Origin of the sequence: Bacillus sp. FSL K6-3431, assembly GCF_038002605.1 — a bacterium.
Lineage (GTDB): Bacteria > Bacillota > Bacilli > Bacillales > Bacillaceae_C > Lederbergia.
On sequence record NZ_JBBOCT010000001.1, the window covers coordinates 41,172 to 65,661 of the forward strand.

Genomic DNA, 24,490 nt, shown 5'->3' on the forward strand with positions numbered 1-24,490 from the left:
CCGAAGATGGAGGAAAACAAATGAAGTCATATAAATTTGGTTATACCACAGGTGTTTTTGATTTATTTCATGTAGGACATCTAAATGTTTTAAAAAGAGCAAAAGAACAATGTGAAATCCTCATCGTTGGTGTAAGTACAGATGAGTTAGTCCAAGAGTATAAAAATAAACTTCCTGTTATTCCTTACCATGAAAGAATCGAAATCGTTGAAGGAATAAAGTTTGTAGATATAGTAGTCCCTCAAATAAATAGAGATAAGTTTTCAGCATGGGAAACCCTAAAATTTGATGTCATGTTTGTTGGGGATGACTGGAAGGGTAATCCTCTTTTTAATGAAGTTGAAAAGAAGTTTAACCAAGTAGGGATAGAAATCGTTTTTTTTCCGTATACAAAAGGGGTATCTTCTACGATCGTAAAGGAAAAAATAAAAAGTTAATTCATATAAAATGAATTTTATGCTATCTTAGCCTCCAAGGATATAAGTTAACTTAAACGAATTATCAAATGGAGACTATTCCCTTTTTTTGAAAGATAAAGGTAGTTAAGGGGGGGCAAATATTTTAAAATTTAAATGTTTTTTATCATTAATTTACTGGAATGTGTTGGTAAATATTTTAGGGAAATCCATGTTATTACCACAAAAACTAAGGTATTTCCTTTATAAACTTGCTGGAATGAGAACAGCATCTTCAAATATTCGTTCAGGTTGCATATTTCGTGGCAAAAATCTTATGATCGAAAAAGGTGTGCTCCTTAATCACAATGTATTTATAGATAGTTGGGAAAAGGTAATAATCAAAGAGAATACAGCAATTGCTTTTGATGTCTTGATCTGTACCTCTAGTCATAAGATAGGAGATAAATTCAAAAGAGCTGGGGAATCTGATCGGAAGCCTATCGTTATTGGTAAAGGGTGCTGGATAGGCGCACGGGCTACTATATTACCTGGCGTTACTATCGGAGATGGATGTTTTATTGCGGCAGGAGCAATAGTAACCAAAGACTGCAAACCAAATACACTTTACGCTGGAGTTCCAGCAAAAGAAATTAGATCGCTTTGAAAAGAAATACTTTTACTTCATCTTATTATGCATTAGAATAAACTGCTGAATTGTGAGTATCTCAATTGAGGTGCTCTTTTCTTTTGTAAAAGAGGTGTGATTCAATAGACGTTGACGTTTGTTTATAAGGTAATAAATCCGTTTATTAATATGTTTTATGATTATTCAGTAGTGAAAATTCGATTGCATTGATAAAAAACATATTTTTAATTAAATAAAGAGTATAGAAGGTTATAGTATGAAAAATCAACTCAAAGCTGGTGCAGTATTATCATATGCAGCACTATTTATTAATAGCGCAATCTCAATTATATATACACCTATTATGTTAAGTCTACTTGGTCAATCAGAATATGGATTATACAGTCTAGCTAGCGCAACTTCTGGATTCATAGGTGTCTTGAACTTTGGATTAGGTAATGCATTAATTCGATATTCGGCAAAATATAAAGCGCTAAATGATGAGCAAGGCTGCTCAAAATTATACGGGTTATTTTTTATCATTTATGGAGTATTAGGTGGAATTGCACTAGTAGCAGGAATAATACTGACTTTAAATGCAGATTTGTTTTTTTCTAACTCATTAAGTATTGCTGAGCTTCACACACTTAAGATAATCATGCGAATAATGATAGTTAACATATCTATTGGTATAGGATTAGGAATGTTTAGTGTTATTATTTTGGCGCATGAAAAGTTTGTTTTCCAAAAGACGGTAGTTATAATCAGTTCCATAATAAGCCCTCTGTTAATATTACCATTTTTAATAATGGGATACGGTGTTATTACCATGGCGTTAATAATCACTTTATTAAATTTCATAACAATTATTATCAATATTTATTTCTGCATTAAAAAAATAAAAATAAAGATCATATTTAAAAAGTTGGAAAAAGGATTGTTTAAAGAAATAATAATATTCTCATTCTATATATTTTTAAATTTAATTATAAGCCAATTATATTGGTCAACTGATCAAGTCATACTTGGAATTTATAGTGGAACCATTGCTGTTTCAATTTATACTATAGGTGTTTCTTTTACAGGTTACTTTTCCGGTTTTTCATCTGCAATATCAAATGTGTTTTTAAGTAAAGTATCAACAATGGTAACCCAGGAGGCAACAGATCAAGAATTATCGGAGTTATTTATAAGAATAGGGAGAGTTCAATATATTATAATTTCATTCGCATTAAGTGGATTTGTTGTTTTTGGTCAGGAGTTTATTTATTTATGGGTAGGCTTGGAATATAGCGAATCATATATAATAGCCGTTATTATACTTGCTCCTATGTTAGTTTCGCTAATACAAAGTATGGGTGGGGTAATACTACAAGCAAAAAATATGCAAAAGTTCAAATCTGTAATTAACATTTTTGTCGCTATAGTTAATGTAATTATGAGTGTGATATTTGTTCAATGGTGGGGAGTTATTGGGTGTGCTATTGCAACAGCTATTTCTTTTACTATAGGGAATATTGTTATTATTAATATATATTATTGGAAGAAAATCAGTATAAACATACCTGAGTTTTGGGTTAACATCTTATCTTTGAGTACACCACTTATAATTAGTTTATTGTACGGTTTTACATTAAACGGAGAAATAATTGCTAATTATTGGACTTTATTATTTATTAAAATTTTTGTATTTTCTCTAGTGTATATTTTTATAATATGGATTACGGGCATGAATAATTATGAAAAGGACTTAATAATTGTTCCTGTTAAAAGAATAACTCGTAGGCTTAGAGGTAATCATGCTTAAATGGGTTGTTAAAACTCCCATGTCTTAGCAGACACATGAGGAATGAAAACTACGTCTAAGTTTTTCTATATAAAAGTTCACTAAATTATATAAGATGTATATACTGAGGAGAGAGGGATAATCTGTGGAGCTATCAAAAAATGATACAAAAATATTAAAAGGAATAGGAATTTTATTAATGGTTTTACTACATCTTTTTGCTAGAAAGGATGTAAACGGACTTTACGAAACATTTCCCTTAATTAACGACGTACCTTTAGTCTATTATATCGGATTAATAGGTGATGCATGTAGACCAATATACTTATTTGTTACAGGTTATGCCTTTTTTATAATGATTAATAACCATAAAGGATCTGTTATAGGTAAAAATATAAAAAGAATATTAAAGTTATTTGTAAACTATTGGATCGTTTTTTTAATTTTTGTGCCCTTGGGGTTTCTAATTGGAAGAGAACAAATATTTACATCTGATTTAACAACATTTTCACTTAATTTTTTTGGATTATCAAATTCTTATAACGGTGCATGGTGGTTTTTACAGGTTTATATAATATTTGTTCTCGTGTCTCCTATTCTTATTAAAATTATAAATAAGTACAGTCCTTTTGTTTTATTTCTTATTTCAGGTGTTATATATTTCTTGGCATATGTGCAAAGATTTAAAAGTATAATAGATTTTGGTGATCATCCGTTAACTGTCGAAATAATTCGTATAATTGTATTACTGGGTACATCTCAGTTCTCTTTTATAGTAGGTTCAATATTTGCAAAAGAAAAGATTTACACGAAACTTTATCTTAGATTTCATAGCTACAAATTTAAAAATACACTTTGTCTTCTTGGATTGCTTTCTATAATAATATTTCATGGATTAATTGAATCAGCAATTATAGCCCCAATCAATGGAATAGGTTTTATTTGTTTATATTTTATGATGGATAAGAATGTATTACTACATAAGATATTGAATTTTATAAGCGATCACTCCACAAATATATGGTTAACGCATATGTTTTTCTATTCTACAGTTTTTCAAGAACTAACTTTTGCACCAAAATATCCACTTTTTATATTCATTTGGCTTATAATTCTCTGTGTTTTTTCGTCGTATATTATAAAGGCATTGGCGAAACCTATATATCAACTGATCGACAAAAAAAATACGTATAAAAATAATGATATGGAAGTAGGTAAACTTTATAAAATTTAATTGTTTAAAATAAGTCTCTCTAGTTTAATTACCGATCACTAATCGGTGTGACACTAACCAATATTACACTTCAATGCATAATAAATGAGATAAATAAATGATTCATTTACAAGAGACTAGGATTGACGATAGTCTCTTTGTAGTTTATTTTAGGAGATTTCTCCAAAGGTAAAGCTAAACATGGGCATCATCAATAATATTATCAAATTTTATATGAGTATCGTGCAACTGAATGTTTGACTTTTTTAGGAAATTGTCCTTAAAGATTAAGGTAATAGAGGGCGACTTATCGGCTTTTACTGCTGTCATTTTTGCATTTGAGATGAAGTTATTTCCAGTAATTTGAATTGAATCTGCAACAGCAGTATTTCGTATTTCTATCATGGAGTTACTGTTTCCGTCCGGATAATAGAATATATTATCCGCGAGTTGAATAATTCCCCAGTTTCCCGTCAAATAGAAAGCGGAATCTGAACTCACAGTATTTAGAAAAGTACTGTTGCTCAGCTTGAAAATATCTATTTTAGTCTCTTGGCTCATATAAAAAAGAGTATATGAGTCCCATTCAAAATGACAATTATTAAATTCGTAGTTGCTTTTTGTTCCTATAAACTTTACTCCCAGACGGCCACTGTTAATGAATTTACATCCATTATAGACACCAGGAGGTAAACGTGTGATTCTATTTTCCTTATGTCTAATGTTTATAAAAGAGACATTGTTTAAGATCCAATCATATGCCCCATTTGGTACTATCGTAAATGCCTCTCCTCCACTTCCCTCAAATATACAGTCTGAGATATTTTGAGGTTCAGCGCTAAATATTAGAGGTGCACCTGGGTTTGTTGATGCAACAGTAAAGTCATTATCGAAAAGGAATTTACAATTGTTGATTTGTGCGACATATGCTTTTTCTTTACCAACATTTAATGGACTATTATGGAAGAAGCAAGTTTCTATTGTAGCAAGGCCACTGCCATTTATACGCATTCTACAATTATATAGCTGGTTATTTGAGAACAGTGTCTCCCCCGTTAGGCGAGGATTGCAATTATGAAAGTAGTTTTTTTCCACAATTGCTTTATCGACACCTGCATTTATTGTAAAGATCCCATCCTGAATTCGGTTATTTGTGATGGTTATATACTTTCCTGCAACAGCTATAATATTATAGCTGTTGTTGTCGTAAATATTATTACCATCAATGAAAATATATTGGTTTAAATCATAACCATCTTCTATATCAATAGCTCCCTGAGGTGCGGTTCCGCTAATATGATGGATTTCACACCCACTTATATAACAGTGTTTCATTCCGCAAATGGCTATGCCTAATCTCCGACAGTGGTGGAGATTACATTTTTCAATATACACATGTTTTGGGAATTCCGGAGTTCGGATCAAAATGGTATTTCCTGAAACGGAAGGAATAAATGCTTGATGTAATATGACCTTGGCATAGCTGGCACCAATTGGAACCTCTATCTCATCAAAGAAATGAAGATCTGTTTTTGATGATAAAAAGGTATTATCAGTTTTATAGAAGACTACATCGTATGTGTTCGTTGTAATTTCTTTACCTATCCCTCCGTAACTATCACCGTAAAGCCCGAAGTAACCGAGATTTGTTATTTGCGAGATCATTGGTATGTTTACTTTTGAACGAATGCGATTCGTGTCAGAGGTTAAAGTTCCGTTGGATGTATTCACTCCACCTGCTTCCATATTCCCCGCGAGCTCTGGAAAACTTCCACCGATGGCGCCGAATGAAGTAATACCAATAATAGCATCACCCGTAGTATTGTAGATTTCAAGATTGTCAATCGTGATATATTCCACTCCATTTCTTAATTCAACACCTACACCGAATTCATGGGTACCTCCGCTAGAGTAATTATGAGTATATCGGTCGCCTTCAATTTTACCATTAGTAATTTTTGCATATTGCTGATCGTTTTGAAATAAGACAATGGCATATTTAGGTAAGCTATTATCCCTTATTTTTAAAGTAGCACCACCCAAATTGAATGTCATATAACTTTGCGGTTGGATCGGATTATTTTCATCGATTAAATAGATACCATCGGGCAATACAACCTCCGAACAGCCTTCCTGAGATGCCCATACTAAGGCGTCGTTTAAACCTTTAGATGTATTAACAGCATCAGTTGCGTTGTTTTTAATATTCCACCGTATTAATTCAATTAAATAGGTACCTACGGCCATAATTGGTCACTTCTTGCATAATCTTGGCGAATTAATTTTTCCCTTTTCATTATTTTATCCTCCAATTAATTAGTTTAAAGATCATGGTCGGACTGATTGGCCACCCCTTATTAAATAGTATTCAATAATTTACTTATAGTAAGGGCTGATCCTCTGCGTTGTGATCATCAATTTCAACATCTATAAGTTAATTTGCAGAAAGTTTCAATTAATAAAATAGCTATTGACTCTAATCTAAATAGCCTATATATTAGTAATAGTTATTCTTTATTAAGAACGATATCGCAGGTTGTTTTTTATTTTTAAATGTGTTGATAATAGATAAGGAGACTTAAAGTAAATTGTCAGTGTTAGGTGTTTTATGACCTTTTTGTTCTTTATAAAGAATAAAATTAAAGGGACGTATGTACATAGAATTAGATAGGAAAGTCCTAATTTAGTAGCTTTTGATGTGAAATGGACGAGCGACTAATCGTAACTCTATCCTTTAATGCTAGGGTGTTGATAATTGATATTCAAAGAACTTTCTCGTCATCCAGTTTAACCATGCTTTGAATGACTAGAAAAACAGCATTATCTAGGAGGATATGATCTTGAAAGATCTTTTATATTTTTTAAAACAAATTCATTTATTCGCGGGAAAGATTCTTTACATAAACCTAATGGCGATGACTGTCATTGGATTATTAGATGGAATTGGACTTTTATTACTAATTCCTATGATAAGTATGATTGGAATTGTCGACTTAGGAATAGAAGCATCGTCTATTGCGAATATGTTTGGTTTTTTGCAAAATATTTCTGGTGCTGTGGGGTTGCCGCTTATATTGGGAATTTACGTATTGATTGTCATCTTACATAATTTTGTGGAAAAACAAATAATGGTTCGAAATACGATTATTAAGAATGGCTTCTTAAGGCATATTCGTGTAGTGACTTACGGGGCAGTGATTCATTCTAATTGGGATTTCTTTATCAAAAAGAGAAAATCTGACCTTATTAACTTACTTTTAACAGAGGTAACTCGTACAAGCGGAGGAACGAGTGCAATTTTACAATTTATGGCTTCGCTTATTTTTACTCTCATTCAAATTGGTCTCGCTTTGTGGTTATCAGCAAAAATCACAATTTTTGTTTTGCTTTCCGGAGTTTTGATTGTCTTTATAAATCGAAAATTTCTTAAAAAATCACTAGCGTTGGGACAAAGAAATTATGAATTAGGCAAAACCTATCTTGCGGGGATAACCGATCAAATAAATGGAATTAAAGATATTAAAAGTAATACGTTAGAGGAATCGAGAATGGAGTGGTTCCATTCGGTGACGAAGAAAATGGAACAGGAGCAAATAGAATATATGAAATTGAAGATGAGCTCGCAATTATATTATAAAATCGCTTCCGCTTTATTTATGGCTCTTTTCATATTGGTTTCTGTGAAATTGTTCCATGCTCAGGCAGGTCAATTGATGTTAATTATTATCATATTTTCCCGTTTATGGCCGAGAGTAGCTGGAATTCAAGCTTCATTGGAACAACTAGCCACAACGTTGCCTTCATTTAAAGCAGTAAAATCACTTCAAATGGAATGTCTAAATTCGACGGAATATGAAAAAAAAATTGATCGAAATGCTAGACCAATTGAAATGGTGAAGGCGCTTGAATGTAGAAACATACATTTTCGCTATAACAAAAACAGGGAAACTTTTACTTTGAAAAATATTAATATGGTCATTCCGGCGAATAAGATGACCGCCTTTGTCGGGAAATCTGGTGCTGGGAAAAGTACTTTGATTGACTTACTGATGGGGCTGAATCAAGCAGAGATTGGCGAGGTTTTAATTGATGGAGCTCCATTAACAAAGGAAAATTTATTGTCTTTAAGAAGAGCGATCGGTTATGTTCCACAAGATCCATTTTTGTTTAATGCCAGTATACGTGAAAATTTACTGTTGGTTATGCCTAATGCAGGTGAGGAACAGATTATGGAAGCGTTAGAGTTTGCATCGGCTGCTGAATTTGTAGTGAGGCTTCCGAATGGTTTGGATTCATTAATAGGTGATAGAGGAATAAAGCTTTCCGGCGGCGAGAGACAACGGATCGTATTAGCTAGGGCGATCTTGCGAAATCCGTCTATCCTTGTGTTAGATGAGGCAACAAGTGCGCTTGATACTGAAAGTGAAGGCAAAATTCAGGAAGCATTAGAGCGATTAAAAGGGAAAATGACGATTATTGTCATTGCCCACCGCTTGTCGACCATTCGGAATGCAGACAAGGTTATTGTTTTGGAACAAGGCGAAATTATCCAGCAAGGAGGATTCATTCAACTGTCACAAGAAAAAGGAAATGTATTCAGTAAGTTGTTAGGAAGACAGATGGAGGTTGTTCGTTAAGAATTTTAAGAATAAGCTACATATTTATTTTAATAATTGAAGGAGGTGAGCTGATTTTAAAGTACGAAAAGTTAGCTATTCTGTTAATAATGTTTGGCTAACTGACGTACATAATATTAGTTTTTACAGTAAGATTATAAAACTTGAAAGGATGATATGAATGAAACAAGCATGGAAAAAACCAGAATTAGAGACACTCGATATCAATAAGACGATGAAGTTTTGGCCTCCAAAAGATCCAAAGCCAGATCCTGATCCGACTGATCCAACTGATCCAACTGATCCACCAGGTCCAGGCCTTGACAGCTAATCTTAAAATATTGTAATGATATAACTCCATGCCCTTATAAACTAAAAAGTATAGGGGCTTTTTTACAGATGTGGTTGTCAGTCCAAATGTAATATATAAATCAAGGGGGTTATAAAGTATGTATCAAAAAGTAAAATCATCGCAACAACAAAAGCAATTTGAGCATACATGGGAATACTTTTGCGAAATGTATGGATGGTATAATGACCCGTATGCGAAAAATGGTATCAGATACAATCTGCTCTTGCCTGATAAGCCAAATATTGTTATCGGAACGATTGAATTCATCCCGTACGATCCAAAAAATCCAGATAGTACTGTAGAAGGTCGATGTCGCTTTTTTGAATTCGAAGAGATAAAGGCACACCAAAAGCGAGTTTGGGAGATTGATAAACTTTGTCTTCATAAAGACTATCATCGGCAAGGCTATTTTGAAAACTTTATGGATGTATTTTATGATCACGCAAGCAGAAATAATCCTAAATATTATATTGGATTAATGGAAAAGCGCTTTTTTAGAATGCTACGAATCTCGTTTGGTTTAGGCGTTGAGCAGAAAGGTGAAGCTCTTGTCGGACCAACTACCGCTCTAATACCAGTTGTTTTCGATGTGGAGAAGCTAATGCGCGATGAAAGAACAGTAAGAGTATTGTTTGAAAATAAGTTATCCCCGTATAAATATCAAACGCATCCTCATACTAAACTCCTCCTTCTAAAATTGAGACGACTAAATAGCATCTATAGAATGCTGTTTAGTCGCTAGATCATAAAACAACTCTTAGAAGTGGATTTATTGAGCAACGTCTGCAAAATAAAGCAAGATTGATACGAGAAAACCGATCAACAAGAATATAATTAAATAGTAATCTTGACAAAGGTTAAGGTGAGAATAAATAGTCTAGTTTTTTAGATAAATGAATACTTCAGTGTAGTACTCTCCAAATTCACAAAAGTTTATCTTTTTTTAAATAAAAAAAGATTAAATATTACTGATGATAGAAATCCTTTATTCAGGGAGTGATAAGATGAAAAAGTGGATTATTATATCGGCAGTGTTGGCATTTATGATCGGAGCAGTATTTCTGGTCAATTCTGCTTTTAAAACGACAGCTATAACAAAGACGGATACAAAAAGTACTGTAAAAACCCCGGTCTATGAGCTTGAGCTAAGTAGATGGGGTGTGCATAACGATGGAACCCATCCGCTAGAAACGACTAAAGGGATCAACTCTGCGCTTGTATGGGCGAAGGAAAACGGGTATAAAACATTTAACATTCCGAATGGAACATATCTCATTGCCAAAGGAACAAAACAAAGGGATTCTGAATCAAGAATCAATATGGTTAGTGACATGGATTTGCATTTGAATGAAAAGACGATCCTGCAAAAGGAAGCTAATGAATTTGAAATTTATTCCGTTCTTTACATTGGTCCAGACGTAGAGAATGTTACGATCAAAGGGGGAACTTTTCTAGGGGATCGTGATCATCATGATTACTCAAAAAAGGGTCCTGATACTGGAGGAACGCATGAATGGGGGAATGGTATTGAAATCGTTGGAGCCGAGAATGTAGTAATTGACGGGGTGAAAACGAAAGAGTTCACAGGGGATGGGATTATTGTGAGCGGAACCAATGTTACGGGATCCACTATTGCAGAAAGTTCCTTAGAGTTAGGGGGTATTGATGAAAAGGGACAACCTGTGAAAGCCGAAGGAAAGATTCGTACTAATAACCGAGAAGTCAGCCATTTTGACAATCCTGCATACGAAACATTTAAGAATATTCATTTCTGGCTTCCAGAAGGAATTACAGATGGAAGTAAGGTAGATGTATATTATTATCGAAAAGATGGAAGTTTTATCAAAGCAGATAAACAAATAAAATTCTTTTCGGGTGAATCAATAATCCCAAGTGAAGCCGATTATTTTCAAGCTGTTTTTGAAGCTCCTTCAATTAAAAAGGTTAAAGTGAATCGGATGACTGTTGACATTTCGAAAAATGTTACAATTATGAACTCTGATATTGGATACAATCGAAGGCAAGGTATTAGCTTGGTTGGTTCGGATGGGGTGCAAATCATCAACAACCATATTCATCACACAAATGGAACCGCCCCACAAAGTGGTATTGATATTGAACCAGGGTTTTTTCCTGGGAAAAACACGACCATTAAAGGAAATACTTTTACTGACAATAAAATTCAAATTGTTCTTGCTTATGGAGAAAATGTAACTATAGAAGATAACCATTTTGAACAAAATATTGAAGGAGGCATCGGTGTACACGCCCATAAAGGTTTTAGGGGAGAAGTAGTTGTAAACGATAACAACTTTATTGGCTCGGGACTAACCTTATATGCGGGGAATGCAAAAGCAGAAGGTAACCAATTCAAGAATGGTAGTGTAAAACTCCTTGGAAAAAATATCATTTTTAGCAATTCCACATTAGTGGATGCAAGCCTAAGTGTAGGAAATGAAGACGGCCAAAAGATATCTAATATAAGCATTGAGCATAACGGCGTTCGTCCTGGAATCCTATATATTGAGGATCAAGCAGTATATTTAAAGGATGTAGCGATTAAAGCGAATACGAAAGGCAAGGATCTCATTTTAGGAATGGGGAACAGCCAAAGTGTCTACGAGCGACTTACAGTAAAAGATAGTGATCGGCAAGGGACCGTTCTACCTGCAGGTACGTATAATCAATGTTCTTTCGAGGCGGGGGGTCTGGCGATTAATCGTGTTGGTTCATACGTATTAGACGATTGTGTTGTAAAGGACAAGGAAAACCTGCTGACGATTAATAGTTTGTATGGGAAGCCGGAAGTCACCCTTAAAAACTCTAAACTGGAAATTACAGAAAACATCGGGTACGGGGCTGCAATCTACGTTTCAGGTGCCGAGAATTTTGAACTATTGGATAGCATGGTATCAGCAAAAAGTAGTATTAGCAAATCTCCACTAATTAAAATTGGTCCTTACGGGAAACCGAAAGCTACTGATGTGTTTGGCGTGATGATTAAGGGAAATGAACTCCATACTAAAAGTTCTGTTATAGGCGTGGACACTTTTAATGCAGGCACAAATGCACCAGCTTATCTAGTGCAAGATAATAAATTATATAACGCCACATTAAAATTGACATCAAAAGACATTAAAAATAATAATAAAACTATGCAAAAATGATAAGGATGCTTCTTCCTAAAGGAGAAAATAATGGAGGGATTTTAGTTTTTTTAAAGAATTTAACCTATAGATAGGGAGTTAACCAATTTGATTCACGTGAAAGAATATAATGAAAAATGAAATGGGGATTTTTTATGAAACTTGCTTTTATCTCAGATATCCATGGCAATGCTATTGCTTTAGATGCAGTCTTACAGGATATAAGAGAAAAAAAGGTTGATGCCATTTTTGTTCTAGGTGATATTAGTTTCCGCGGGCCTGAGCCGCAGCGTTCACTTGATTTGGTTAGATCTCTAAACTGTAAAGTTATTAAAGGAAACGCGGACGAATGGGTGGTACGTGGATTAAAAGAAGGTGAGGTACCAGATCAGGCTTTAGGAATAATGACGAAAGAACGTGAGTGGACTTTTTCACAATTAAATGAGGATAGTATCGAATATTTAAGAAACCTTCCAATGGAATTAACGTTTGAAGTTGGAGGAGTTAATTTTCATATCTTCCATGCGACTCCAAATAATTTATTTGAAGTCGTTCAGCCATTCGAAAGTGACGATAGTTTGAGCAAGAAATTGATGATCAATGAAGCTGATGTATACATATACGCTCATATTCATAAACCTTATATTAGGTATATAAATGGCAAGTGCCTAATCAATATTGGGAGTGTTGGGTTGCCGTTTGATGGGCTGAATATGTCTTCCTATTCTATCGTTGATATTAACGATGGTAAGGTGCAAACGTCTATTGTGAGAGTCGATTATGATGTGGATCAAGTGATCAACCAGTTTCGAGAATCTGACTATCCTAATGTTGAAATCATGACTAATGTATTACAAAATGCAAAACTATAATTATTTTATAAAATAAAAATATACGGTAATCTTTAAAATTAGCATTTTTAGAGAAAACGGTGCCAAACTACCAATAAATATATAATTTTGTCAGGTTTACTCTGAAAAGCTTGCGTAAATAATTTTTTTAAGCGACAAAATATAACAAGAAAATAAAAATTTAACTGTAAGATACATGTATGGGAATGATTAATTAGTTCGCTAGACATAGAAAAAGGCAAACTCATTGAAAATTGGGGACGCAAAGTCACAGGTCTAAGGTATGATCGCACACTAAGATGGCTGGATTGCCTTTAATACGTAACGTATTTTGGGGGGAAGAATGTGGTTGAGGTAAAAGGGGTGCTTGAAGGACTAGATAGAGAGTGGATGTGGCTAATGCTTGAGGCTAAATATTTAGGAATAGATAAAGAAGAAGTGAAGAAATTTTTGAAGAAATACGGCGATAAAAACTAAGAATCGTGAAAAACTTTACTTTAATCTTCACTCTTTATTAGAAAAGTTAATAATTTGAACGAAAGTGCTATAAATAAAAAACGTTCTATGACCTTAATAAGTCATTAAACGTTTTATTTTTATTTTTATTTATTTTTAATTTTCCATTTGTTAAATTCGAGAAATTCACGGAATTCTTGTTTCGATACCCCGGAATCCATTGCTTCACGGACAAGCGATTCCCAATCCTGATCTAAATGTCCAAAATGAGCACTATCAGTGTCACCATGTAGCAAGTTATTTACAGGAATGTCCAATACTGCTGAAATTTTTTCAAGGAATTGTATGGAGGGATTTGTTTGGATGTTTCGTTCTATAGAACTCAAATAAGATTTCGCCACTCCAGCTTTTTCAGCTAATTCTGATAATGACATATTTTTTTGCTTTCGATATTTTTGTATTCGTTCGCCAATCATGTGAAATTTCACCATCCTTACAGCGAATTATAACATATAACGAAGAATTGTTTCATATTTAGAACAAAACTTATTATTTATACTGTACTGGTAGTAAAAATAATCAGAATTTGAACATGATTCACAGGTGTTCTGTATATGTTTTCGATTTTGTAATCATCTTTAAAAAGGCCAATTCCTCATTTGTAAGTGGTGACGCACACACGGCTCGTGCATTATCCTGTAATTGTTCTACAGAACTAGCCCCAGTCACAACAGCTGCAACAGCTTCGTTCGCCAAATTAAATTGTAATGCAATCTCATTTAATGTTCGTGGGCCCATGCGCATTTTTTCTTTAATACTTTTTAATAAATCTTTAATATCTAAACTTGAATAATCAAGATACTTTTGTTCAGGAAAATTGTCAGTATCAATCATTTCGAGCATTTTGTCACTTAATATGCCTCTTGCAACAGAACCTCTTGTGACAGCACTAATATTATTTTCTTTCAATAAACCCAATATTTTTTCGGGTCTGCGGTCAAGCAAGCTATATTGTATCATAACACTAATAATTGAAGAATCTTTAACGAACTTATGAATGACGTTAGGACGGATAGAAGAAATACCATAATGTTTAATTAGTCCTTCTGTGCGCAGTTCTTCAAACGCCTCTATTGTATCCTCAAACGGATCGTCAATTGTTCCTCCGTGAAGTTGATATAGATCAATATAATCAGTGTTAAGGCGATGGAGACTATCCTTGACGGCTTTTTTTATGTAAGCTTTGGAAGGGTCCCATTCCCAGCCATTCTTCTCTTTCCCCCAGCGGTTGCCTACCTTCGTAGCGATTATTACTTGATCCCGTTTTTGCGAAAGTGTATGCCCAATTATTTTTTCGTTCACGCCATAATCATATAAATCGGCTGTATCAAAATAATTAACGCCTTCATCTATTGCAGCCTCGATTATTTTAACCGCTTTTTTTTCGTCCGTACCAAGTGACATGCAGCCAAGTCCCAATGTTGAAACTTCTAAATCCGAGTGACCAAGTTTTCTCTTTTCCACACCATCACACCTTTCCATACTTTGTCTCTATATTAACGGAAAACAAGAATTAATCCAAAGTTAATGTTTAAATGCGTGTTGAAAAAGGTGCCAAAATTGAAACCAGAAGTTCGAGGTGAGAAGGTTTTGAGGGTCGGGTTTGCACACGATTTGCTGACCTCTGTGTTGCTCACAGGACGTGAGCGATCTTAACAGAGGTTCCTTTTCTTAGTAAAAGAACCTAATTGCCAACGTAGTAATTCTATTCTCCGTTTATCATTTGGTGACTCTTTGAACATCCTATTTAAACATCTGTATGATAAAATATATGATTATTGGGAATACATTCAATAAGGGAGCGGAAGATGAATGAAAAAATTTGAAGAAAAAACAATAAGTACAAAAGAAATTTTCAAAGGTAAAATCATCAGTTTACAAGTAGATGAAGTGGAACTTCCAGACGGAAATATTGCTAAACGTGAAATTGTAAAACATCCTGGAGCAGTTGCAGTTATTGCATTAACAGCAGAAAATAAGATCGTCATGGTAGAGCAATATCGCAAACCACTAGAACGTTCACTACTTGAAATCCCTGCGGGAAAGCTTGAGCCTGGAGAAAATCCTGAGTTATCAGCGGTACGTGAACTAGAAGAAGAGACAGGCTATGGAGCGGGAAAACTCGATCATCTCATTTCCTTTTATACTTCTCCAGGTTTTGCAGATGAATTGATTCATCTATATATTGCTACTGATTTACATAAGGTAGAAAATCCACTGAGTGGGGATGAAGATGAGTTTGTTGATCTACAAGAAATTACATTAGAACAGGCGGTAAAATTTGTGAATGAAAAGTATATTTATGATGCTAAAACAGCGTATGCTGTTCTTTATTTACAACTAAAAATGGGTATGCATGTGTAATGACAGCTTATTTCGCGGATCTCCATGTTCACATTGGAAGGACATTTAATAATAAACCGGTAAAAATTACAGCTGCCCGCAATCTTACATTAACGAATATTTTAAAAACAGCCAAGTTTCCAAAGGGGTTAGATCTAATCGGTGTTATTGATTGTCATTCGCCAGAAGTGATTATGGAGATGGTAGGGCTTTTAGAAAGCGGAGAACTTGTGGAGATGGAGGGCGGTGGTTTTCGATTTGAAAATGAAGTGACCCTCATACCTGGATGCGAAATAGAAGTATATGATCACCGTTGTAACGGGCCGATCCATGTTTTAGCATATTTTCCGGGCCTGACATCTCTAAAAGCCTTTTCTGAATGGCTGTCCAAGCGTGTGACGAATAATCAACTAAGTACACAAAGAATGTATGAAGATGCCAAAGTATTGCAAGAAAAGGTGAAAATGCTTGGTGGTTTATTTATACCTGCTCATATATTTACACCCTTTAAGAGCTTATTTGGGAAAGGTGTTATCCAATCTCTTACTGAAGTTTTGAACCCTAAACTAATAGATGCAGTAGAGCTTGGTCTCAGCTCTAATACAGATATGGCGGATAAGATACCAGAATTACATCAGTATACATTTGTTTCTAATTCTGATGCTCATTCTTTAGCGAAAATTGCTAGAGAGTATCAGAAAATACAACTGGATTCACCTACTTTTCAATCATTGGCACGAGCGTTACAAAATGAAAATGGCAACTATATTGAAACGAATTACGGGCTTGATCCATTTTTAGGGAAATATTATCGAACAGCATGCGCTAAATGTTTTATGCTTAAGGATTCGGATGTTTGCAAAAATTGCGGATTAGATAAATTTACGAAAGGCGTATCTGAACGAATTCAAGAATTAGCGAAAGTAGCTGCAAACGATTTGCCCAAAAGACCACCGTACATTCATCAAGTGCCATTAGATTTTATACCGGGGCTTGGACCAAAGACTCTGGAAAAACTTTTTGATCATTTCGGAACGGAAATGAATATTTTACATCACGTCAGTGAGAAGGCTTTAATGGATACAGTAAATCCGGAATTGGCTAAGATGATAAGTAAAGCTCGTTCTGGTATTCTCCAAATCTCTGCTGGTGGTGGAGGGAAATATGGTAAGGTAAAGCGGTAAGTTTCTAAGGAATGCACTGTTTGCTATAGATTGTGGACAATGTAAATTTAAAATAGTCCTTAGGTTTAAGATAGATTGTTATTGCACTAAAAAACTGCCTAGGGGCCATAATGTGGCCAATCCCATTGTCTCCACTCGGACGAGGCTTTTTTGGATGTAGATCAGGTTAGTAGTGTATACCCTTTAGGAGCTCCCTATCGCGAGCTTTCGTATTTGTTTCTGTCATATCTCTTGCTTGTCCCACATAACATGTAATAATCGCTGAACAGGGGGAAGTAAAAGATGCGCAATCGACTCTCTTCTAATATTATTACTAACCATATCCGGGACTATTCTTCTATCTATGCATTTATTATGGTGTTATTTTTAATGGGGATTATCTTTGGAGCAATACTTGTAAATAGTTTATCGGCTCCTCAAAAAGATGATCTGTTTTATTATTTAAACCAATACTTTTCTAAGGTAGCGGATGGTAAGACTGTCCCTTCAGAGGAATTGTTTAAACTAAGTTTATTGCATAATATTAAATTTACCGTACTGATGTGGGTATTAGGTATATCGATAATTGGATTTCCACTTATCTTTATATTAATATTTATTAAAGGTATTGTGGTCGGTTTTTCGGTCGGATTCCTCGTGAATCAAATGGGGTGGAATGGACTACTTCTATCATTTGTATCACTGCTCCCACAAAATCTATTAATCATACCAGTAATTATGTTTATTGGTGCATGCTCTATTGGTCTATCAATAACGCTCATTAAAAAAATATTTTTCAGGAAAAACCTAACATTCCAACTTGCTCCTGTTTTCTCTAAATATATCTTGGTTTATATTACAGCGGTAGCAGTTTTAGTTGTTGCGGCATGCATTGAAGCATATATCGCGCCAGTTCTTATGAAATCGATCATCCTTTCTTTTAGCAAATGATGCTGAAATTAATGCTTAATAGAGGAAGTTCAAAAAGTCATCAAATGATAAACGGCGAATTTCTTCGTTGCGGATTAGGTGCTTCTACTAAGGAAAAGGATCCTCTGTTAAGATCGCTAAAGTCCTGTGAGCAACACAGAGGTCAGCACGTCGTGTGCAAGTCCGGTTCTCACAGCTATAGGAAGGATCTTCTGTTAAGTTCGCTCACGTCCTATGAGCAACACAGAAGTCAGCACATCCTGTGCAAGTCAGATCCTCAAAACCTTCTCGCCTCGAACTTCTTGTTTCTAATTTGGCACTTTTTTGAACACGCACTAATAGCCTTTCGATTACAATAATTATAACTTCCTATTTATAATCATTTTAGTTTGATTATGCCCTTGCATCTGCTATAATGTAGTGGATAGTGGCGGGCGAGGGAGGATACATACGTATGGAAAGTCGCATTGATCGAATAAAGAAACAACTACATTCTGCAAGCTATAAGCTTACTCCCCAGCGTGAAGCCACGGTTCGGGTGTTGCTTGAAAATGAAGAGGATCACTTAAGTGCGGAAGATGTATACCTATTAGTTAAAGAAAAGTCGCCAGAGATTGGTTTAGCAACAGTCTATCGGACATTAGAACTTTTAACTGAATTAAAGGTAGTTGATAAAATTAATTTTGGTGATGGTGTATCTCGATATGATCTTCGTCAGGAAGGTGCCGCACATTTTCATCATCATTTAGTTTGTATTGAATGCGGTTCTGTAGATGAAATTAAAGATGATTTATTAGGCGATGTCGAAAAAGTCGTAGAGCGTGACTGGAATTTTATAATTAAAGATCATAGGCTAACCTTCCATGGTATTTGTTGGCGATGTCATGATAAACCCAAAAATAAAAATGAAGAAGATCAAGAATAAAAGCCATTCCTCGAAAAAGGAAGGCTTTTTTATCTTGGTCTTTCTTTAGGGGTTTAAAACCCCTACCTGATTTCCCGATGTTTCAGTTTGCTGAAACGAGTTCACTTAGGTTCCGCATGTCGTGTTAGTCATTACTTTTTGATACTATTTTAATAAAATCATTCTACCGCCACAGGAATGCGCACGATTCTAAAGTTTATCCGTAAATAATTGAATAATATGAGTAGGACTGGGCATATGATGATAACAACTAAACTAGTATGATCATAAAGGAATGGTAAAAATGAAAAGAATGGTACAAGTTTTTTTTCAATCGATGCGGCTATTTTTGTTGTTTACAGGATGCACAGTCCTCTTTTATTATGGTATCATGTGGATAAATCAAGAGTATGAAAATTATCGGCGTTATGATGAGCCGGAAGGAGCTGCAGTAAAGGCTTTTCAGTCAATTGGAAATAAAGAAAATGGCTGGTTTGATCGTTTACTGCTTTTTTACCGAAATGGGGAGTAGTGTTCAATGCATGATCAGTTACAGGATTTTAGTCACTTTATGATTGTGGAAAAAGGATTGGCTAAAAATACGATTATTTCATATGAACGTGATTTAAAGCATTATCTTCAATATATGCAGCAAGTGGAACAGCTAAAATCCTTCAATGAAGTTTCGCGTGTTCATATCGTACATTTTTTAGGATATCTAAAAAAACAAGGGAAATCAGCGAAGACGCTTGCACGCCACATCGCATCAATCCGTTCTTTTCATCAATTTTTACTTCGGGAGAAAGCTGTGGAACAGGATCCTTCCGTTCATATCGAAACACCGCAATTAGAAAGAAACTTACCAAGGGTACTAAACTTTTCTGAAGTAGAATCTCTATTAGAAGCACCAAATACAGCAACGCCGATCGGTTTACGTGATCGTGCTATGCTTGAAGTGCTATATGCAACGGGGATGAGGGTCAGTGAGCTTATTAACCTTGATCTTGATTCTGTTCATTTGACGATGGGATTTATCCGTTGTATTGGTAAAGGAAATAAGGAAAGAATTATTCCGATTGGAACATATGCGACTGAGATCATTGAGGCGTATTTGCAGCAATCAAGACCAAAGCTAAGAAGTGCTAAATATAAAACCGAATCTCTTTTTCTTAACCACCATGGAAATAGATTAACGAGACAGGGGTATTGGAAGATTATTAAAAAGATTGCAACTGAAATAAAGATAGAAAAGGAATTGACACCTCATACGTTACGTCATTCATTTGCTACCCATTTGCTTGAAAATGGTGCGGATCTACGAGCAGTGCAAGAAATGTTAGGTCATGCTGATATATCCACAACGCAAATATATACGCATGTAACGAAAACAAGATTGAAAGATGTGTATACAAAATATCATCCACGTGCTTAAGTACAAGCATTGATCCACATCAATAGGAATAAAGGTAAATATAACCGCAAGCTGCGGTTTTTTTCTATGATAGGGATGGGTATGATAATAGATAGACGATCTTATTCAAGTAGGAGGCATTTTAATGCAAGATACAACTTTTAAAAGAATTCATTTAATCGTACTTGATTCGGTAGGTATAGGGGAGGCACCAGACGCTGAAAGCTTTGGTGATCTAGGTGCAGATACACTAGGGCATATTGCTGAAAAAATGAATGGATTAACTATGCCGAATATAGGTGAATTAGGCCTTTCAAATATTAGGGAAATCAAAGGAATTGAGAAAGCGGAACACCCACTTGCTTATTATACGAAAATGCAGGAAGCCTCCAATGGTAAAGATACAATGACTGGTCATTGGGAATTGATGGGCCTTATCACAAGTCAACCGTTTAAAGTATTTCCAGAAGGATTTCCAAACGAACTTATTAAACAACTTGAAGAAGCATCGGGCCGCTCTATTATTGGGAATATTCCCGCAAGTGGGACAGAAATTCTTGACAAGCTTGGCGAAGAGCATATGAAAACGGGTGCATTAATTGTCTATACTTCCGCTGATTCTGTATTACAAATAGCTGCGCACGAAGATATAGTACCGATTGAAGAGTTATATCAAATATGCGAGCAGGCCAGGGAATTGACAATGGCTGAAGAATATAAAGTAGGACGAGTCATAGCAAGACCGTTTATCGGAACGCCAGCCAATTTTACACGGACTGCAAATCGTCATGATTATGCGCTTAAACCATTTGATAATACGGTAATGAATGAGTTAATGAATAAGGGCTTAGATGTGATTGCAATTGGTAAAATTCATGATATTTATGACGGTGAGGGTATTACGGATTCCGTAAGAACAGTTTCAAATATGGATGGAATGGATAAATGGATCGATATACTGAATAAAGATTTTACTGGTCTCAGTTTCATTAATCTAGTTGATTTCGATGCTTTATTTGGACATCGACGGGATCCGATTGGATATGGGAAAGCGTTAGAAGAATTTGATGAACGAATGACTGAGTTAATGCCTAAATTACGCAAAGATGATCTCCTGATCATAACAGCAGATCACGGTAATGATCCTATCCATCACGGAACAGATCACACAAGAGAATATGTACCTTTACTCGTGTACTCGCCAAGCTTTGCTGGAGGTAAAGAGTTGCCGATTCGTAAAACATTTGCCGATGTAGGAGCGACGATTGCGGACAATTTTAATATAAAGTGGCAAGGGGCAGGAGAAAGCTTTCTAGAGAATTTAAAGGTTAAGGGGTAGTGTAGATGTATAAAAAAATAGAAGAAGCAACAACATTTATTCAAGAACAATATGCTGAAAGTCTTGATATCGGATTAATTCTAGGATCGGGACTTGGTATTCTTGCAGAAGAAATAGAGCAGGCGATAAAAATACCATATGAGCAAATACCTCACTTTCCTGTTTCGACGGTAGAAGGACATACGGGTCAACTTGTCATCGGAAGCCTCAACGGAAAAAAAGTAATGGCGATGCAAGGTCGATTTCACTTTTATGAAGGCTATCATTTTCATGAGGTAACATTCCCTGTACGTGTAATGAAAGCATTAGGGGTAGGACAGTTGATTGTCACAAATGCAGCTGGCGGTGTTAATAAAGAATTTCAACCAGGTGATTTAATGATCATTACAGACCATATAAATCATATGGGAGGAAATCCTTTAATTGGTTCAAACGATGCGCGCCTTGGTCCAAGGTTTCCGGATATGTCAGAGGCGTATAGTAAAAAGCTAATTGCTCTAGCAAAAGAAACTGCTGAAAATCTTCATCTATCTGTTCAGAATGGAGTATATTTTGGCAATACGGGTCCTTTGTACGAAACACCTGCAGAGGTGAGAATGATCCGACAACTTGGTGGGGATGCTGTTGGTATGTCAACAGTCCCTGAAGTGATTGTAGCCCGTCATGCAGGCATAGAAGTAATGGGTATTTCATGTATATCCAATCTTGCCGCGGGAATGTTAGACCAACCATTAACACATGACGAGGTTATCGAGACGACACAAAAAGTGCAATCTGATTTTTTACGGCTGATAAAAGCGTTAGTTGAAGCCATGTAAAATATAAAAATATGAAAAAAGCCGGGGATCTTGAATCTTCGGCTTTTTTTTCGTGATTTAACTTTAGATGCCTTGCGCTTTTTTCTATGAGCGGGTATAAAAAACGTCCGAACGGAGAGAATGGGTCTATGGAAAAGATTTCCGTTTAAAATGACATAATTGGAGGGGTTAAAATGAAAAAAATTGTCCGTAATATAATTTGTTTGGTGATAATATCCTCTTTGTTTTCTCAATCCGTACTTGCAGAAGAAAAACAAGCGGAGCTTTCGAATGATTCAAAATCTGCAATCCTAATTGAAAGAGATACAGGTTCCATTTTATATGATAAAAACAGCCACGAAAAGCTACCTCCTGCATCGATGACAAAAATAATGACCTTGCTCTTAATCATGGAAGCAATTGATAGTGGAAAATTGACCATGAATGATAAGGTTCGAACAAGTGAATATGCTGCGTCTATGGGTGGCTCCCAAATTTTCTTAGAGCCCGGGGAAGAGATGCAAGTGAAGGAGATGCTTCTAGCAATTTCTCTTGCTTCTGCCAATGATGCGTCTGTGGCGATGGCTGAAAAAATCGCTGGTAGTGAGGAAGCGTTTGTAGACATGATGAATAAACGAGTACAATCATTAGGTTTGAAAAACACTCATTTTATGAACACAACTGGCTTACCTGCTAGTGATCATTATAGTACTGCATACGATATGGCGATGATGGCAAAAGCATTATTAAGATATGAGGAAATAACAGAGTTTACAAAGCAGTATGAATCATATTTACGCGAAGATACCGATAGGAAATTTTGGCTCGTTAATACGAATAAACTCGTTAAGTTTTATCCCGGTGTAGATGGTCTTAAAACAGGTTTTACAAGTGAAGCTAAATATTGTCTTACAGCTACTGCAAAAAAAGATGGAATGCGTGTCATTGCAGTAGTTTTCGGTGCTCCTACAACTAAAAGCAGAAATGCCCAAGTTACGAAGATGTTAGATTTTTCATTTTCTCAATATGCTACACATTCGATTCATAAAAAAGGGAAGATGATTCAAGAAATTAATATTAGTAAAGGAGAGCAAAAATCAATAAATGCGGTGACAGGAGAGCAAGTTTCGGTCTTAACGAAAAAAGGCGAAAAAACAGAAGGTCTGACAACGGAAATAAAAATCAATAAGAACCTGAAGGCCCCAATAAATAAAGGGGAAAAAGTAGGTATGATCACGATTAAAAAAGAAGACAAAGAACTTGTTAAAACACCATTAGTTGCAGAAAAAAGTGTTCAAAAAGCTACATGGTGGCAATTATATAAACGCGCATTCGGGTTATTCACCCAATCGAGATAAAAATCGGACTTAAAAACTTTAGCGAATTACTTCTAGTTTTGTCATGCGGAAGGAATTAGCGTAGTCAATATAGAATTGACACACTATACCAAGAAAAGCGAAAGCACCTGTTTAGCGACAAATGGACTGGACTGACCTGTTCAAGATAAAGGAAAGCCAAAAGTGCTTTTCTTTTGAGCTTGACTTATCGAAGATAAGGGGAGGGAAGTCCACGAGTCGCTAGGCGCTGTAGCTAGACAACAAGAAAAGCGAAAGCACCTGTTTAGCGACGAATGGACTGGACTGACCTGTTAAATAAAGGGAGGAAAGTCCATGAGCTGCAGGCGCTGTAGCCACATCAATGCGTATGGTACTTGCGTTTGACAAAAAAAGAGGGAGGCTAAGGATAAGTGAGTCTTACAGTTGAATTAGAGGTAAAACAAGAGGCATTATGCATCCGTTTAGCTGGAGAGTTAGACCATCATACAGCTGAACAATTGAAGGAAAAAGTAACAACTACAATGGAGAAACACCAAATTATTCATCTTATCTTGAACTTAGAAAAACTTACATTCATGGATAGTTCAGGATTGGGGGTTATATTAGGAAGATATAAGCAAATTAAATTAAAACATGGAGAAATGGTAGTTTGCGCCATATCACCTCCAGTAAAACGCCTATTCGAAATGTCGGGTCTCTTTAAAATTGTTAAGTTGGAAACATCAGAACAATTTGCACTTGAACGATTGGGGGTTGCATAATC

General features: G+C 35.3%; 23 protein-coding genes and 1 riboswitch. Of the genes, 20 read left to right on the forward strand and 3 right to left on the reverse strand.

Annotation, left to right across the window (positions count from 1 at the left end; all coding sequences use genetic code 11):
• Positions 1–20: 20 nt before the first annotated feature.
• The 4 genes from MHB53_RS00210 to MHB53_RS00225 all read left to right on the forward strand — a co-directional run bounded on the left by MHB53_RS00210 (position 21) and on the right by MHB53_RS00225 (position 4,043).
• Entirely contained in the window at positions 21–437 is a 417-nt protein-coding gene (locus MHB53_RS00210) for an adenylyltransferase/cytidyltransferase family protein (protein WP_340914852.1), read from the forward strand.
• 190 nt (positions 438–627) lie between these two features.
• The gene (locus MHB53_RS00215; protein WP_340914854.1) at positions 628–1,062 is read left to right on the forward strand and encodes an acyltransferase; all 435 of its coding nucleotides are present in this window, start codon (positions 628–630) and stop codon (positions 1,060–1,062) included.
• A gap of 238 nt (positions 1,063–1,300) precedes the next feature.
• The gene (locus MHB53_RS00220; RefSeq protein ID WP_340914856.1) at positions 1,301–2,830 is read left to right on the forward strand and encodes an oligosaccharide flippase family protein; all 1,530 of its coding nucleotides are present in this window, start codon (positions 1,301–1,303) and stop codon (positions 2,828–2,830) included.
• A gap of 124 nt (positions 2,831–2,954) precedes the next feature.
• Positions 2,955–4,043, forward strand: coding sequence for an acyltransferase family protein (locus MHB53_RS00225; protein WP_340914858.1), 1,089 nt, complete (start codon positions 2,955–2,957; stop codon positions 4,041–4,043).
• Between the two features lie 174 nt (positions 4,044–4,217).
• On the opposite strand, the gene MHB53_RS00230 is transcribed toward MHB53_RS00225, so the two are convergent.
• Positions 4,218–6,269: a right-handed parallel beta-helix repeat-containing protein gene (locus tag MHB53_RS00230; RefSeq protein WP_340914860.1), complete on the reverse strand. Its 2,052-nt coding sequence runs from the start codon at positions 6,267–6,269 to the stop codon at positions 4,218–4,220.
• 593 nt (positions 6,270–6,862) lie between these two features.
• On the opposite strand from MHB53_RS00230, the gene MHB53_RS00235 reads away from it, so the two are divergent.
• The 6 genes from MHB53_RS00235 to MHB53_RS00260 all read left to right on the forward strand — a co-directional run bounded on the left by MHB53_RS00235 (position 6,863) and on the right by MHB53_RS00260 (position 13,464).
• The gene (locus MHB53_RS00235; protein ID WP_340914862.1) at positions 6,863–8,659 is read left to right on the forward strand and encodes an ABC transporter ATP-binding protein; all 1,797 of its coding nucleotides are present in this window, start codon (positions 6,863–6,865) and stop codon (positions 8,657–8,659) included.
• 160 nt (positions 8,660–8,819) lie between these two features.
• Positions 8,820–8,969 (forward strand): paeninodin family lasso peptide, encoded by a 150-nt coding sequence (locus MHB53_RS00240; protein WP_340914864.1) that lies wholly within the window; start codon positions 8,820–8,822, stop codon positions 8,967–8,969.
• 118 nt (positions 8,970–9,087) lie between these two features.
• The gene (locus MHB53_RS00245) at positions 9,088–9,732 is read left to right on the forward strand and encodes a hypothetical protein (protein WP_340914866.1); all 645 of its coding nucleotides are present in this window, start codon (positions 9,088–9,090) and stop codon (positions 9,730–9,732) included.
• 262 nt (positions 9,733–9,994) lie between these two features.
• Positions 9,995–12,157 (forward strand): right-handed parallel beta-helix repeat-containing protein, encoded by a 2,163-nt coding sequence (locus MHB53_RS00250; protein WP_340914867.1) that lies wholly within the window; start codon positions 9,995–9,997, stop codon positions 12,155–12,157.
• Between the two features lie 134 nt (positions 12,158–12,291).
• Complete coding sequence (locus MHB53_RS00255; protein ID WP_340914869.1) at positions 12,292–13,008, forward strand: metallophosphoesterase family protein; 717 nt, start codon at positions 12,292–12,294, stop codon at positions 13,006–13,008.
• Positions 13,009–13,214: 206 nt separating this feature from the next.
• A riboswitch (cyclic di-GMP riboswitch) is annotated at positions 13,215–13,303 on the forward strand.
• Positions 13,304–13,332: 29 nt separating this feature from the next.
• Entirely contained in the window at positions 13,333–13,464 is a 132-nt protein-coding gene (locus MHB53_RS00260; RefSeq protein ID WP_340914871.1) for an anti-repressor SinI family protein, read from the forward strand.
• A 125-nt stretch (positions 13,465–13,589) separates the two neighbouring features.
• Here MHB53_RS00260 and MHB53_RS00265 read toward each other — a convergent pair whose 3' ends face one another.
• Positions 13,590–13,919 (reverse strand): helix-turn-helix domain-containing protein, encoded by a 330-nt coding sequence (locus tag MHB53_RS00265; RefSeq protein WP_340914873.1) that lies wholly within the window; start codon positions 13,917–13,919, stop codon positions 13,590–13,592.
• Positions 13,920–14,040: 121 nt separating this feature from the next.
• Positions 14,041–14,967, reverse strand: a complete 927-nt coding sequence (locus tag MHB53_RS00270; RefSeq protein WP_340914875.1) for an aldo/keto reductase — start codon at positions 14,965–14,967, stop codon at positions 14,041–14,043.
• A gap of 348 nt (positions 14,968–15,315) precedes the next feature.
• Between MHB53_RS00270 and MHB53_RS00275 the strand changes: the two genes are divergently transcribed.
• From MHB53_RS00275 to spoIIAA, 10 genes are all read left to right on the forward strand, one after another.
• Positions 15,316–15,867, forward strand: coding sequence for an NUDIX hydrolase (locus MHB53_RS00275; RefSeq protein ID WP_340914877.1), 552 nt, complete (start codon positions 15,316–15,318; stop codon positions 15,865–15,867).
• Positions 15,867–17,030 (forward strand): endonuclease Q family protein, encoded by a 1,164-nt coding sequence (locus MHB53_RS00280; RefSeq protein WP_340914878.1) that lies wholly within the window; start codon positions 15,867–15,869, stop codon positions 17,028–17,030. The genes MHB53_RS00275 and MHB53_RS00280 overlap by 1 nt, the downstream gene beginning before the upstream one ends.
• A 282-nt stretch (positions 17,031–17,312) precedes the next feature.
• Complete coding sequence (gene spoIIM, locus MHB53_RS00285; protein WP_340914880.1) at positions 17,313–17,960, forward strand: stage II sporulation protein M; 648 nt, start codon at positions 17,313–17,315, stop codon at positions 17,958–17,960.
• A 433-nt stretch (positions 17,961–18,393) separates the two neighbouring features.
• Positions 18,394–18,864, forward strand: a complete 471-nt coding sequence (gene fur, locus MHB53_RS00290; RefSeq protein WP_340914882.1) for a ferric iron uptake transcriptional regulator — start codon at positions 18,394–18,396, stop codon at positions 18,862–18,864.
• Between the two features lie 283 nt (positions 18,865–19,147).
• Positions 19,148–19,375, forward strand: a complete 228-nt coding sequence (locus tag MHB53_RS00295) for a YqzK family protein (protein ID WP_340914884.1) — start codon at positions 19,148–19,150, stop codon at positions 19,373–19,375.
• Between the two features lie 6 nt (positions 19,376–19,381).
• Complete coding sequence (xerD, locus tag MHB53_RS00300) at positions 19,382–20,275, forward strand: site-specific tyrosine recombinase XerD (protein WP_340914886.1); 894 nt, start codon at positions 19,382–19,384, stop codon at positions 20,273–20,275.
• 124 nt (positions 20,276–20,399) lie between these two features.
• Positions 20,400–21,593 (forward strand): phosphopentomutase, encoded by a 1,194-nt coding sequence (deoB, locus tag MHB53_RS00305; protein WP_340914887.1) that lies wholly within the window; start codon positions 20,400–20,402, stop codon positions 21,591–21,593.
• A 5-nt stretch (positions 21,594–21,598) separates the two neighbouring features.
• Positions 21,599–22,411, forward strand: a complete 813-nt coding sequence (locus MHB53_RS00310; RefSeq protein WP_340914888.1) for a purine-nucleoside phosphorylase — start codon at positions 21,599–21,601, stop codon at positions 22,409–22,411.
• 173 nt (positions 22,412–22,584) lie between these two features.
• Positions 22,585–23,748 (forward strand): D-alanyl-D-alanine carboxypeptidase family protein, encoded by a 1,164-nt coding sequence (locus MHB53_RS00315; protein ID WP_340914891.1) that lies wholly within the window; start codon positions 22,585–22,587, stop codon positions 23,746–23,748.
• Between the two features lie 389 nt (positions 23,749–24,137).
• Complete coding sequence (spoIIAA, locus tag MHB53_RS00320; protein WP_340914894.1) at positions 24,138–24,488, forward strand: anti-sigma F factor antagonist; 351 nt, start codon at positions 24,138–24,140, stop codon at positions 24,486–24,488.
• Positions 24,489–24,490: the final 2 nt, after the last annotated feature.